Annotated in this window: 9 protein-coding genes; all 9 read left to right on the top strand. The window is 59.7% G+C overall.

Going from position 1 to position 13,637, the window contains the following annotated elements; genetic code table 11:
- The first annotated feature begins 86 nt into the window (after positions 1-86).
- The 9 genes from dacB (at position 87) to M1L53_RS06110 (ending at position 13,629) form a co-directional block, all read left to right on the top strand.
- The gene (gene dacB, locus M1L53_RS06150) at positions 87-1,496 is read left to right on the top strand and encodes a D-alanyl-D-alanine carboxypeptidase/D-alanyl-D-alanine-endopeptidase (RefSeq protein WP_054187885.1); all 1,410 of its coding nucleotides are present in this window, start codon (positions 87-89) and stop codon (positions 1,494-1,496) included.
- A complete protein-coding gene (locus M1L53_RS06145; protein WP_054187886.1) occupies positions 1,496-2,569 on the top strand; it encodes a zinc-dependent metalloprotease in 1,074 nt (357 codons plus the stop codon). The genes dacB and M1L53_RS06145 overlap by 1 nt, the downstream gene beginning before the upstream one ends.
- Positions 2,570-3,547, top strand: coding sequence for a tRNA lysidine(34) synthetase TilS (gene tilS, locus M1L53_RS06140; RefSeq protein WP_054187887.1), 978 nt, complete (start codon positions 2,570-2,572; stop codon positions 3,545-3,547).
- A gap of 3 nt (positions 3,548-3,550) precedes the next feature.
- Positions 3,551-4,105, top strand: a complete 555-nt coding sequence (gene hpt / locus M1L53_RS06135) for a hypoxanthine phosphoribosyltransferase (protein WP_020906068.1) — start codon at positions 3,551-3,553, stop codon at positions 4,103-4,105.
- 430 nt (positions 4,106-4,535) lie between these two features.
- A complete protein-coding gene (locus M1L53_RS06130; protein ID WP_198165743.1) occupies positions 4,536-6,965 on the top strand; it encodes a Z1 domain-containing protein in 2,430 nt (809 codons plus the stop codon).
- A gap of 119 nt (positions 6,966-7,084) precedes the next feature.
- Positions 7,085-8,788 (top strand): hypothetical protein, encoded by a 1,704-nt coding sequence (locus M1L53_RS06125; RefSeq protein WP_054187889.1) that lies wholly within the window; start codon positions 7,085-7,087, stop codon positions 8,786-8,788.
- Positions 8,788-9,681, top strand: coding sequence for a hypothetical protein (locus M1L53_RS06120; protein WP_157092625.1), 894 nt, complete (start codon positions 8,788-8,790; stop codon positions 9,679-9,681). The genes M1L53_RS06125 and M1L53_RS06120 overlap by 1 nt, the downstream gene beginning before the upstream one ends.
- A complete protein-coding gene (locus M1L53_RS06115; protein WP_042922682.1) occupies positions 9,678-10,415 on the top strand; it encodes a DUF6339 family protein in 738 nt (245 codons plus the stop codon). The genes M1L53_RS06120 and M1L53_RS06115 overlap by 4 nt, the downstream gene beginning before the upstream one ends.
- Before the next feature lie 346 nt (positions 10,416-10,761).
- Positions 10,762-13,629 carry a UvrD-helicase domain-containing protein gene (locus M1L53_RS06110; RefSeq protein ID WP_157092626.1) on the top strand — a complete coding sequence of 956 codons (2,868 nt, stop codon included), beginning with the start codon at positions 10,762-10,764 and terminating at the stop codon, positions 13,627-13,629.
- The last annotated feature ends 8 nt before the right edge of the window (positions 13,630-13,637 follow it).

Here is a 13,637-nt window from a genome sequence, read left to right as displayed (position 1 = left end):
GTGTCGGTAATGATTCGTCGGAAGGATATCGGGTCAAGGATAAGGTTGCCTGACCACCCAGTAGGCAGAGCACAGACGGAGGGGCGTTGGCGGGCCAAGGAAAGAAGAAGATCGGCTCGTTGGAAGAGAGTCGACGGCGTAACTTCCGCATCCTTCTGGCGGTCGGTGCAGTGGTTGTACTGGCCGTCGCCGGAGTTGTCGTCGTGAAACTCGGTACGTCGAACGACACTGCCGGCAGTGCGACCGTGACTACGTCGCCGCAGCCTGCGCTCGTGACGCCGTCACCTCAGGTGGTGCCCGTCCCGACGGACGCACCGATCCCGAGCGCGGCGGGAATCGCCGCGGCGATCGGCCCGGCTGTGGCCAACCCGGATCTGGGGAAGTTCACCGGAGTTGTCGCTGATGCGCTCACCGGAAACATTCTGTGGAGCACGGACCCGTCGACGCCGATGACGCCTGCGTCCACGACGAAGGTGCTGACCGCATCGGCGGCACTGCTGAAGTTGCCGCTCGACCACCGGCTGTCCACGACGGTGGTTCCCGGAGCGAGCCCCGGGCAGGTCGTTCTGGTCGGCGGTGGTGACCCGACGCTGACGGCCACGCCGAAGGGGCAGAGCGGGTATTACGCCAATGCTGCTCACATCGCGGATCTCGTCGACCAGATCAAGGCTGCCGGTACGCCGGTGACCAGCGTCGTGGTGGACTCGAGCTTGTTCAAGGGCGACAACATGGCCACCGGCTGGTTCCCCGCGGACATCGCGGCCGGCTACATCACCCCGATCGAATCGGTGATGATCGAAGGTGGTCGGTACGACGGCACTCAAGACGAGTCGCCGCGTTCGGAAACTCCCGCGTTGGACGCGGGCAAGGTGCTCGCTCAGGCGCTCGGTGTCGATCCCGCCAACGTGAGTCTCGGCGCGGCGCCTGCCGGTGCCAAGCCGATCGCCACCGTGCAGTCGGCGCCGCTGAGCGACCGGCTGCTGCAGATGATGGAACATTCCGACAACGTGCTCGCCGAGACCATCGGGCGTGAGGTCGCAATTGCCTCCGGAATAGAAGCCTCGTTCACCGGAGCAGTCGACGCGACCGGCAAGACCCTGCAGGCGGCCGGGTTCGACTGCACCGGAGTTTCGCTGCACGATTCCAGCGGACTGTCCGTCGACGATCTCATTCCCGCTCAGGTACTCGATCGCGTCATGACGGCTGCGGCCGGTGACGGTGATCCGAAACTGCGCCCCCTGCTGGACTACCTTCCGGTGGCCGGCGGAACAGGAAGTTTGTCCGACCGCTACGCGTCCGGAAACCGAACCGGTGCGGGTTGGGTGCGAGCCAAGACGGGAACTCTCTCAACGGCCAGCGCGTTGTCAGGGTTCGTGGTCGATCAGAACGGGCGAGTGCTCACCTTCGCACTGATGTCCAATGACCGGCCGCCAGAAGTGAGCCGTCCTGCCCTGGACGCGATTGCCGGAGCATTGAGGAATTGCGGGTGCCAATAGTGGCCGAAAAGACTCCACAAGATGATGACGCCTCGGCTCCGCTCGGTGGTGCCGTCGACTGGAGTCTTGCCGCCAAAGCCGGGATAAAACTGGCGCGCGGCGGCCCCGCGATGTCTCGCTACACGGCCGAGACGGCAACCGCAGAACTCGCCGAAGCGTCCGAGCGCGCAGAACTGCCAGTTCGTGAAGTGACCGGGCTGGCCGACGGTCTACCGGTCCCGGCTGCTGACGTGCTTGACCGGGCCGGGTGGATCACGGCGGCCTCGCGGTCGATGGCACATCTCACCGGCGCCGACCCTGACGGCAGTGGCAATCTCATCGTCGGAAAGCCGGCGGGCCTGCAGGCCGGCGCCATGCTGGCGTACCTGTCTTCGGCGATCCTCGGGCAGTACGACCCGTTCACCGGCGAGCACGGCACCCTGCTTCTGGTCACACCGAACATCGTCTCCGTCGAACGGTCCCTTCGGCTGAACCCGAGTGACTTCCGGTTGTGGGTCTGCCTGCACGAGGTCACGCACCGGGTTCAGTTCTCGTCCTCGCCGTGGCTAGCGGAGTACATGAAGGAATCCGTCGAAACGCTTGGTGCGACGGTGGACGAGTCGATGACCGACGTTGTCGGGCGCCTTGCTGCAGAGCTGCGCTCGCGGAAGGAACCCGACTCCAGTGACGGTGCGACGGCGGGCGGCATCATCGGGCTGCTGCGCGCCTCGCAGGCGGAGCCTCAGCGTGACGCGCTGGATCGGATGCTTGTACTCGGCACCCTCCTCGAAGGGCATGCAGACCACGTGATGGACGCCGTCGGCCCCGCCGTGGTGCCGTCGGTGGCAACGATCCGCGCGGCCTTCGACAAGCGTCGGCAGCGCAAGTCCAACCCCGTGCAGCGGATCATCAAGATGCTTCTCGGCATGGACGCCAAGATGGCGCAGTACGTGCGCGGCAAGGCCTTCGTCGACGCGGTGGTTCTCAAGGTCGGCATGGAGCAGTTCAACACCATCTGGACCGGGCCCGAGACCTTGCCGTTGCTCGACGAGATCGACAATCCCGACGCGTGGGTAAAGCGCGTTCTCGGCTAGATGCTGCTGCCTGAGACGCCTGCCCTCCTGGCGCTGCGACAGGCCGTGCGGGCGTGGACGCTCGCATTCGAGCCGCGGCGCCGTGTGGTCGTCGCCCTGTCCGGGGGCGCCGATTCATTGGCGTTGACCGCAGCAGCGGTGGCGGAAGCCGATTCGGTCGACGCGTTGATCGTGGACCATCGCCTGCAAGTCGGTTCCGATGCCGTCGCACGCTCGGCCGCAGACCAGGCGCTGGCGCTGGGTTGCCGGACCGCGACGGTCCTGACCGTCGACGTAGCCGATGGTGGGAGTCTCGAGGCCGCTGCGCGTGAGGCTCGGTACAACGCCCTGCGCGGCGCCAGAACTGACCTCCCGGTTCTACTCGGACACACGCTCGACGATCAGGCCGAGACCGTGCTTCTCGGACTCTCCCGCGGGTCCGGTGGGCGATCGATTCAAGGTATGACGGCATTCGACGCTCCCTGGGGACGGCCGCTACTCGGCATCCGGCGATCGGTGACCAGGGCGGCCTGCGTCGACCTGGAAATCACGCCGTGGGAGGACCCGCACAACAACAATCCCGAGTTCACTCGCGTACGTCTGCGGCACGAGGCGTTGCCGCTGCTCGAAGAAATTCTCGGCGGGGGAGTTCCCGAAGCATTGGCCCGAACCGCGACGCAGTTGCGTGAGGACGGTGAGGCGCTCGACGAGTACGCCGAGGCCCTACTCCTACGGGTTGTCGTCGACGGGGAAGTGGAAGTGGACACACTTGCCGAAGCGCCCACCGCAATCCGTCGACGCGCTCTGCGCGCCTGGCTGCTGCAGGGCGGCGCAAAAGCATTGACGGACAAACAGTTACGCGCAGTCGACGCCCTGGTGACCGACTGGCGGGGGCAAGGCGGCGTCGCGATCGGCGGCGGAACACCGGAGGCGAGGTTGGTGGCGGCCCGGCGACGTGGCAGGCTGATCCTCGGATTCGAAGACCGACGAAGGGTTTGACGCGTGTACGAGGGCGACATCGCATCGGTACTGATCTCCGAAGAACAGATCCGTGCACGAACGGCGGAACTGGCTGAGGACATCGCCAAGCGTTACCCGACAGGCGCCCCCGAAGGGGATCTCCTGCTGATCGGCGTCCTCAAGGGAGCGGTCTTCTTCATGACCGACTTCGCCCGCGCCCTGCCGATCCCGTCGCAGATGGAATTCATGGCCGTGAGCTCCTACGGATCCTCGACCTCGTCTTCGGGTGTCGTCCGCATCCTCAAGGACCTCGACAAGGACATTGCCGGTCGCCACGTGCTGATCGTCGAAGACATCATCGACTCCGGTCTCACGCTGTCGTGGCTGATGCGCAACCTCAAGACACGTAATCCCGCTTCGCTCGAGGTCGTCACCCTGCTCCGTAAGCCGGATGCGGTCAAGATCGACGTCGACGTCCGCGACGTGGGCTTCGACATCCCCAACGAGTTCGTCGTCGGTTACGGCCTCGACTACGCCGAGCGGTACCGCGATCTGCCGTACATCGGCACCCTGGACCCCGAGGTCTACGGCGGCTGAGCCCGCTCGCACTGAGCTGGTTGCCTCGTCCCCGACGTGCCAACCAGCTCAGATCTTAACTATTTCCAGCCATCACTTGGATTCTAGGAAGGGTTCGACAACGCCGAATCCTTCTTGGTAGACGCGGTGCTGCGTCGGTTATGCAATAGGTTTTCGGCAAGTTTCGGCTCTCCACAGCTAACCCCGGTCGAAGTCGCTCGCCTGCGAAAGACCGAACGGATCGTTTCTAACGCAACCTTTTCGATTTCTGCGCTACCGTTCAGTCGCGAGGCGACACGGAGGTATGGAGTTGATGGACGATTTCTACGAGGTATTTGCGGGTTGGGCAAGGAAGACGTCGTTGGAATCAGCTCTCAAGCGTTTCAAAGGCAGGCTCACCGCGGAGGAACTCGATGAATTCGAAGCGGAGTATCGCAGACACCTCTCCGGTGTGATCACCGCCGGCCCGCCGATCATCCACGGGCCGCGTGAGCCCTGGTATGCGGGGCCGAACGCCAGCGCCGATACTTATTGGCCTGCTCTCGAGCGTTACATCCGAGGCGACCTGTCGTGGCCAGATGATCGGATCCAGTCCTTGGACGGCTCGTCCAATAAGGTCATTGCCTACACGCCGCGTCCTAACGAATCATCGTGGGATGCGAAGGGGTTGGTAGTGGGCTATGTGCAATCTGGTAAGACCACCAACTTCACTGCTGTGATCGCAAAGGCTGCGGATGTCGGTTACAAATTCGTCATTGTGCTGTCGGGAATTCACAACGGGCTACGGAAACAGACGCAGGAGCGTCTCGATGAGCAGCTTCATATGCTCACGCCTACCAAGTGGAAGCAGCTGACGAATGCGGATGACGATTTTCGAGCGCCTGCCATGCAGTCGACGGCTCTACTGCATGTCGACGACAGTGGTGTGATCCTTGCCGTCGTGAAGAAGAATGCCGCGGTCCTGAAACGTTTGGACAAGTGGTTACAGCCGGCAGTAAAACAGCGAGCTCTCACCGATGTGCCGACTCTTATCATCGACGACGAGGCAGATCAGGCAAGTGTGGAGACTCGAACCATAAACCCCCTGATTCGGGGCATCATCGAGAAGCTGCCGAAAAGCACCTATATTGGCTACACAGCAACGCCATTTGCAAACATTCTGATCGATCCTGCCGGGGGCGACTTGTACCCGAAGGACTTCATTCTGAATCTCCCGGAACCAAAGGGATACTTCGGCACTGAAAAAATCTTCGGTCGAGATGCGGTCGAGGGCGACGAGGCGAACGGGAAAGACCTCGACGGCTCCAACATGGTGCGGATCATTCCCGACGAAGACGTAGACGACGTTCGTCCGCTGGGGAAGACCGCGACGGCGTCCTTCATTCCTTCGATTCCGCCCACCCTCGAGAATGCGCTCGATTGGTTTGTGCTCTCGACGGCTGCGCGACGCGCACGCGGTGACGCCGGGCATTCGACCATGTTGATCCACACCTCGGTGAAGACGGACATTCATCGCCAGTTCAAGGGGCCATTGAATGCATACGTGGAGAGGCTTTCAAAAAGGTGGACTGCCGGTGATGCATCGACCAAGGATCGCTTGCGAGCGCTATGGGAATCCGAGACAGGGAAGGTGCACTCCTCCGAATTCAATTTGAAATCAATCGATTTCGATGCGGTGTCGGCGAAGGTCGAAGATGTCTTGTCGGTCTGTCGCATCGTCATCGACAATTTCCGAAGCGATGACCGCCTCGACTACTCCACTGACGGTCAAATCGCTATCGCGGTCGGGGGGAACACTCTCAGTCGCGGTCTGACGTTGGAGGGGCTGACCGTCAGTTACTTCGTCCGCGCAGCCGGTGCCTACGACACGTTGCTGCAGATGGCACGGTGGTTCGGATTCAGGCCAGGCTACGAAGACTTGCCCAGGATCTGGATGACCGAGGAACTGCGGCAGTGGTTCCGTCATTTGGCGACGGTGGAGCGTGAGATTCGACTGGACATCGAGAGGTACGAGTCCGAGAATCTGACACCGACGGAGTTCGGCGTTCGAATCAGGACTCATCCCACACTCCGGATTACAGCGAAGATGGGCGCCGCTATTCCCGCGTATGCGTCGTACGGCGGCAGGAGGGTTCAGACGCGTTACTTCCGCACGCAGGACTCGGAATGGCTGTTACACAACAAGGATGCTGCAGACGGTCTCGTATCGCGAGTTCGTACCAAGGGAATTCAAGGCGACATCCTGGACTCCGGCTCCGTACTTTTTCGCGATGTCGATGCGGACGATGTGCTGACCTTCTTGAGTGATTACCACGTGCATAAGGATTCGCCCGATCTCGACGCCGAGTTGATCGCCAAGTATGTCGTGAAGCAAAGACGGAAAAATAGGCTCGACAAATGGAACCTGGCAATTTTGGCTGCAGAGCCAGGGAAGGAGAAGGGATTTGTCAGGCTGGGTGGGTTCGACTTCGGTCGGATCGTTCGATCTCAGCTCAAGGATGACGGTCTCGAGCGGGCTGATATCAAGACTCTGATGTCGAAGGATCATCGTGCGGTTGACTTCATACCCAAGACTGTCGCGAGGAAGCTCAGTGAAGGCGCATTGATGGATGCGCGAGACAAAGATGCAACCGTGCACCGGAAGGGCTTACTTCTCTTGTATCCGATCGATCCGGTGTCAGAACCGCTGGAGCAGAACAAGGATTCAAGGAAGCCGCTGAACGCGGTTGAAGACGTCATCGGCGTGGCTCTCGTCTTCCCTGGTGCTGCTGACGACACAAGTCCGGTTGCCCAGACGTACGTCAGTGTCGATTTGACCGATGCTGAGATCGAATCTGATCAGGAAGAACTCGATGAGCTGGTAGGTGCGGGGTCCAATTGAGAAAATCAAAGGCTGCGGAGCGATCGCAGTGGTGGTCACAACGGGTCGCCGCTGAGGGATCTACCGCTTCGGAAGGTATCCGTCGACAACTCGGGAAGCCCAAGCTGGATCCGCTCACCGTGCTCATTCGCGAAGCGGCTCAAAATAGCTGCGATGCAGCGCTTCCGGGCCGGGAGGTTGACTTCAATGTGCAGATTCGTCAACTGACAGGCAATAGGCTCGAACGGTGGCGGGAGTTCCTTCTCCCAGGGCCGGTAGGGGCGTCCCTCGGCCTGGCTGAAGCGCTGGACCGACAGCCGACCATCTTGACGATTTCCGATCGTGGCACGACTGGCCTTGGTGGTCCTCTACGAGCAGATGAACCTCCACTCGAAGGGGAGCGAGCGGACTTCGTCAAGTTCATCAGAAATGTAGGTGAGAGGAAGGGAGTCGACCTGGGTGGGGGCTCCTACGGATTCGGCAAAGGAATTCTGTACAACGTCAGTCGGTGTCACGTGATCGTCGCTGACAGTCGTTGCATCTTTCGCGGTAAGCCGCAGCGTCGATTGATCGGTGCCGCCATGGGAGATGGTTTCCAAGACAAGGGCGTTCGCTACACCGGACGCCATTGGCTAGGCGTGCTGGAAGGTGAAATCGCGCAGGCACTGGTAGATGACGATGCCGAAGAGATGGCAACTGCCCTTGGCTTGCCGAGGTTCGCTGAGGGGCAAACCGGTACGACTGTAGCGATCATCGATATTGACCTGGGAGCCGTTCGAAATGGCGACGTAGAGCAGGAACGCACACCGGAGTCGGCTGCCGAGTTCATCGCTTCGACCATGTTGTGGAATCTGTGGCCGAAAATGATTGACGGGGTGGAAAACCGCTTGCGGTGTTCAGTGAAGTTCGAAGGGTTCTCTGTCCAGATACCTGATCCAGCTGCAATAATCGAATTGAAGCCGTTCGTCGATGCGTATCGAAAGCTATCGCTGAACGGTGAATACGATGTGCCGGCTCGAAGGGCTAAGCCTCAGGAGATCGGTCGTTTCGCGAAGGTCGAGTCGATGGCACCCATCAAGCAGAATTATCTGCTGTCTCTGGCAGCCCCATTCAGTGGTGCCGCACATCATTGCGCGCGAATGCGCCAAGCCGATCTGGTCGTGAATTATGTATCTGGAGACCCTCATCCGGATGAAGCGATTCAGTATGGCGCAGTCTTCAAAGCCGGCATCGATGCCGATCGGTATTTCTCGGATGCTGAGCCCCCCACTCACGACGATTGGGTGACGAGTGGGCTACATGGCACAGCATTGGGTGTAGTTCGTCTCGGAGCCACTTACGTGAAGAGCAAGCTCAAGCCCTCGGTTCGAGATGTCGATGCTGATTTGCATCACGAAGCTGCGTTGGCTCCGCTCGCGGGTCGCCTGTCAGGACTTGTGGCAGGTGCATCCGGCGATGGAGCAGGGCAACCAAGTCGAAACGGGAGCCGTCGGTCAGGTCGATCCGGCAGTCGTTCGGCTGTCAAGCCAAGGATCGTGGAGGGCCCGCAACTGATCGTGCATGGCGGCGACGCACTCGTGGTTGCTACGGTCGAGTTACCTGCTTGGCCCACAACAAAATTGGTGGTTGCGGAGCCTATCGTTGTGATCGATGGTGGCATTGAGTTACGGGGACTTCTGGAACCGGCGGAGGTCGTGGGCTGGGTATGTCTTGAAACGGGCGAGCATCGGGTAGGAAGTCAGATTTCTGTTGGACGTGCAGACCCCCGGAAATGGGTAGTTTCTGTCCGTCCACCTCGGGACGCGGTCGTGCGGCTAACTTTTGTTGTAGAGGATGAAAGCTGATGGCCGTCAGAGACGTTCGTCCGTATTTGGTGCCGAGTTCCGGGACTATTGAGCCGTCGATCTGGTCACGGATGGTTGAAGGTGAGTGGGAGCCACTGGGCGAGGCTGTCGAGAATTGGGACTATCGATCAGGACTCCGCTTGCGCTGCACCATAAATGCGGATCTGTTGATGATCCGCGCGCATACGAGGCTTGATGATGGTTCGCCATTGGCGTTCTACTTCGGGTGGCGAGCATTGGACACCTACCTAGTCGGACCGGCGAAGCGCGTACCCCTCGCGGACGGGCGGCTCGATGTCGAGATTGAAGTCGATCCGCAATATGCGGGTGCAACTATCGCTTTGACCAGGAAATTGGTTCTCGAAAGGGATCGGTTGAGTCCGCTCGTGGGAGAAGCGCGCCACGCGGGCTCAATCCTCTGGAACGACGAGCAAGCACTTCGTCTCACCGGCTCCGAAGCGATGTTTCCTACCGAGGTTGTCGATTTCGACGCATTCGGCATCGACGAGGGAGCCAGCTGGCATCTTCGAATGCCACTGAGTCCGGACGAGCCTGCGATGGGGGCATTGTTGCTCCTGATAAATCCGCTTGACAAGAAGCTGGTCAAGGCAGTCCAGAGGGAGAGGAACCATACGGACGAGCAATTGGTACTCATTCAAGAGATGGAAGAAGGCCTGGTGGACGAAATCGTCCGATGGTCACTGGCGCGTTGGGATGAGCTCGAAGGTTGTGATAGCGAATCATTCGGCGCCACTGCTCGTTCTCTTGCTCTCAGGGTGCTTGTCGACCCCACTGCGTGGACCGCCGAATCAATCCTGGGCTCCTCAATGGATTTGCACAGTTCGATTGTGGCGGGTGCACGTTCGATTGGATTTGGAAGGTTGCTCTCATGACCGAGCTGTGGCCCCGATTGAGTCTTGCGTCGGGAGTAGTTGAATTGCAAAAGCTCAATGGAGATCCTTCACAAATGGCGCGGGCGGCGCGTCCTACGCACTCGCAGATGACGTATGCAGCGAGTGGAGGGAAGCGAATCGGCGAGTCTGGTGTACAAGAGTTGGCAGACTCGATTCGAGCGATTGCGCATGATTGCGGATATCCGGGCGAGGTAGGGAACGCGGACCTGATTCGCTTTGATCGCGTTGCTGCAGAAGAGATTCATCGGACTATGCAGATCACGTCAGTGGAGGCAGCTCACCGAGGAGTGTGGAACTTCCTCGCAATCGTGGCGATGCCTGACATCACCCGATGGCGATTCCCAGGAGAGAACATTGAACGTTGGATCGCAACTGACCTTACACGTCATATGTTTGCTCGCTTGTGGTGGCAGGCAATGACATTCGCGACAGTGGTCGACGGCGTCGCGGACTACTCGCTCCTGCGCAAACTCTCGGAGAGTGACCTCAACCAGATTACCGAACGCAGGTCGATAGCAGGAGTAACTCCTCTTGCTCGTTCGATCGCTCGCATCTTGATCGAAGGTGGAGGACAGAGAAAGGTTCTCCGTGACGCTGTGCCCAGACTGCGTCGGTTGATGGCGTTCATCGACTTCTCGATATTGAGCGACGAACAGTTGGACGACCGCGTGCGCGCGATTTTTCGTGAAGTCTCGCTCGAGGTCATTCAGTAAGTCATTCGTCTTCCTGGCGAATTGCGAGGCTACCAGCGAACGCCTAAACCGGACGGATAGTCTCTTATCGTGCTATTCGGTTGGCGGTGGAGAGGAGTGCCGGGTGAGTTCTCGAGTACAAGAAGACGCGGTGGCGTCGCTCAGTGCGATTCTCGTCCAAGCCCGGGCTGCTGATGAACGGGGCCGACGCAACCTGGTGAACAGCGTTGGTTCGAATGCGTTCACAGCCCCGTTGACGGATTCCTTCGGTGAACTCGCCGCATTTGTTACTGCTACGGCGGTAGGAATTCAGGTTGTGCGCGGAAACACCGTTGCCACGGAGATTCCCCCACCGTTGCCGTGGCCGTTGGATGAGCTCATCGACGATTCCGACTTGGGCGACTGGTCGGCGGAAGGGCTGGTCGTTGATTTGAGCGAAGTTCATACACACGCCCCCTTCTATTATCGCGAATACGGCCTCGACCTGAGTGAGTTGTTCGGTGAGTACCGCCGAACGTGGAACACGTGGAGGCGCTTCCAGCGCCGTGTTCAAGAGAGCGCCGAATTGTACGACGTGCTTGATGAGCTCGAGACTGCGATTTCGCTGTCTGCTCGGACGGTCGATACCGTCATCGCAGCGTGGCGTCTGGTCGTTCCTGAGCACGGAATTGACACCCGTATCGCATTCCGCTCGGCGCGACTGGTGCGGATCATCGCAAAGGGTGCTGAAGGCGACCTTGGGGATGACGAAACGGCGTCGAGTACTGATGTGCGTGGGATTGCTCTGACCATCGATCCTGCTGAACCGATGTTCATCGAACTTGGATCGACCGGGCTGACCGCAGACGGTGGTGAGTCGCTCCAGTTCCGTACGAGTGTCCTCGAACGGAACGATCTCCCGGTCGGCGCGCATGTTCGTAGCCGTGTATTCGACGACGTCCGTCCGGCAGTTGCCAGGGCTCTCCATCGGCAATGGGGAAGCGACGTGGCGTGGACGCTCACGATGAGCCCTGCACTTCTGGTTCGAGAATCCTCAGCGGAACAGGACCAGAGTGAAATTCAGCGACTGAAGGACGCGGTGACCACGATACTGGCGCCCTGGCCCGACCTCGCCGAGCAAACACAGGCTGAAATTTCAGACGTGACCAGGGGCCGCTGGGGCAGCCTGGTGGAAAAACGACTCGCGGAACTGATCGCTCGTCTGGAGCTTCCTGCCGCAACCGGCACGGAGCCGATAGACGTCGCAGCAGATTCAATCGTTGTCACGATTTCGGACACACCGAAGTTTCGCGACCGGCTCAGGGCGCGGGCGAACCCCGTCGACATCCTTACCCGTTTTCGTGACCGCCGTCGCGCTGCGGCGGCCGCGTCGGTTGTGGCGCCCGCTTTCTCGATCGATGCGAGCGAAAGCCCCTCGCAATCGCTCGAGATCGATTCTGGTTCAACGGTTACCGGTCTTGATGAACTTCAACGCCGAGTAGCTGAGGCGGCCACTGAAGACCGTCTTGTGGTAGTTGCCGGCGCGGGGCAGGGAAAGACCGAAGTTGTTGCTGCCAGACTCGATCACTTGGCAAGGGAGTGCGACTTATCGCTGTCGACAGAAGTGCTCGTTCTGAGTTTTTCCAGAGCAGCAGTATCCGCTGTTCGTAGTCGATTGGAAACACGGGTATTGGCGCAGGCCGAGATTCGTACTTTCGACTCGTTTGCCAACCGGGTGATCATCGACGCGGGTGAGGATCCAAAAGGCAACTTCGACGCAAGAATCGAACGTGCTGTTGGGCTTTTGGCTGATGAAGACGCTGATTTGCCGATGTTGGAAGACATTCAGCATGTCGTTCTCGACGAGGTGCAGGACCTCGTCGGGCAGCGTGCGAAGCTCGTGCTGGCGCTGATCGATCGACTTGGGGACGAAGTCGGATTCACTGCGCTTGGCGATCCGAATCAGGCGCTCTACGATTTCCAGCTTTCTCCGGAAGAACAAACCCAGCGTTTGGACGTGATCAGCGAGCTGCGCGGTCTCGCGAATGTTGAATCGACGGGTCTGCAACGTAATTTCCGTGCGCGGGGGAAAGACCCTCTTGCTGTCGTAGAGCTAGGGTCTCGCCTCCGTGAGATGGACAGCGGTGCGCGAGCACGTGAAGAGGTTGATGCCTTCATTTCCCGGTTGGAAAGCGTCGATTCCTCGGCGTGGCTCACTGATGTTTACCGCGCTGGACGAAGCACCGCGATCCTGACGAAGACCAACGGTGACGCTTTGCGCGTGTCCCAACAGCTCACCGCCCTGAACATCCGTCATACACTGCGGCGTACTGCACAAGAGCACGGCGCTCGGGCATGGGTTGCAGAGCTTGCTCAGCAGCTTCCGCGAAACATGAACCGCCGTGAGGATGTTATTGCTGCACTGCAGAATACGTCGGTGATTGACCCGATCGATGCATGGAATCTGCTCAAGGAATCCGAAGGTCGGACGCAGTTTCCGAACGATCTCGATCTCTCGAGGATCAGGCGCGTCATCGGTGGATACGGCATCCCGACGGCATTGTTGGCAGATGCCACGGAGGACGTTGTGGTGTCCACTGTCCATCGTGCGAAGGGCCTCGAATTCGAGAGGGTCTTCCTGTTCGATACAGACTACGAACGTGATAACGACGACTTCGCCATCGCTCGGCGAAACTATGTCGCGTTGAGCCGCGCTCGTGACGAAATCGTCCGTTGTTGCCCCAAGCCCACAAGGGCGTGGATGGAGAGAGATGCAGCAGCGACGGGGCGTTGGACGGAAAAAGTGCAATTCAAGGGCCGGAAGCGCGTTCGAGCCGTTGAATTTCGTGTCAACGACATCGATACTGACGAGCCCTTCGAATGTAGTGAAAACGCTCCTGCTGTTCAGAGTCTGCTTGCCGCCGGTACTCTCGTCGGCCAAACTGTGACACTGATTTTGGACCTGGAGTGGACCCACCGCGATGCGCCAATCTATCTGGTCAAGGATTCCGATGGTGTCGCATTTGCGCGTACATCCGAGCAGTTCGGGCGAGATATCAGGCGAATCTTCATGATTGGAAATGCCCGTTGGCCAACGATTCTGAATGGTGCAACGACGATGTCGATTGAATCTGTCGCAGGTTCACCCGAAGTCAGCGACGAATTGGGAGTCGGTGATTCCGGCATCTGGCTGGTACCCCGGCTCGCCGGCCTTGTCCAACCAGACTGGAACACGAGATGGGATGGAAAGAATTGACAACCGTC

This window comes from Rhodococcus sp. T9N (assembly GCF_024436645.1).
GTDB lineage: Bacteria > Actinomycetota > Actinomycetes > Mycobacteriales > Mycobacteriaceae > Rhodococcus_F > Rhodococcus_F qingshengii.
This window is presented reverse-complemented; position numbering and strand designations above follow the sequence as displayed.

What these genes read in the sequence shown, in the direction of transcription:
- M1L53_RS06115 (WP_042922682.1), top strand. Translation starts at nt 9,678, where the DNA reads ATGACCGAGCTGTGGCCCCGATTGAGTCTTGCGTCGGGAGTAGTTGAA.
- tilS (WP_054187887.1), top strand. Translation starts at nt 2,570, where the DNA reads ATGCTGCTGCCTGAGACGCCTGCCCTCCTGGCGCTGCGACAGGCCGTG.
- M1L53_RS06120 (WP_157092625.1), top strand. Translation starts at nt 8,788, where the DNA reads ATGGCCGTCAGAGACGTTCGTCCGTATTTGGTGCCGAGTTCCGGGACT.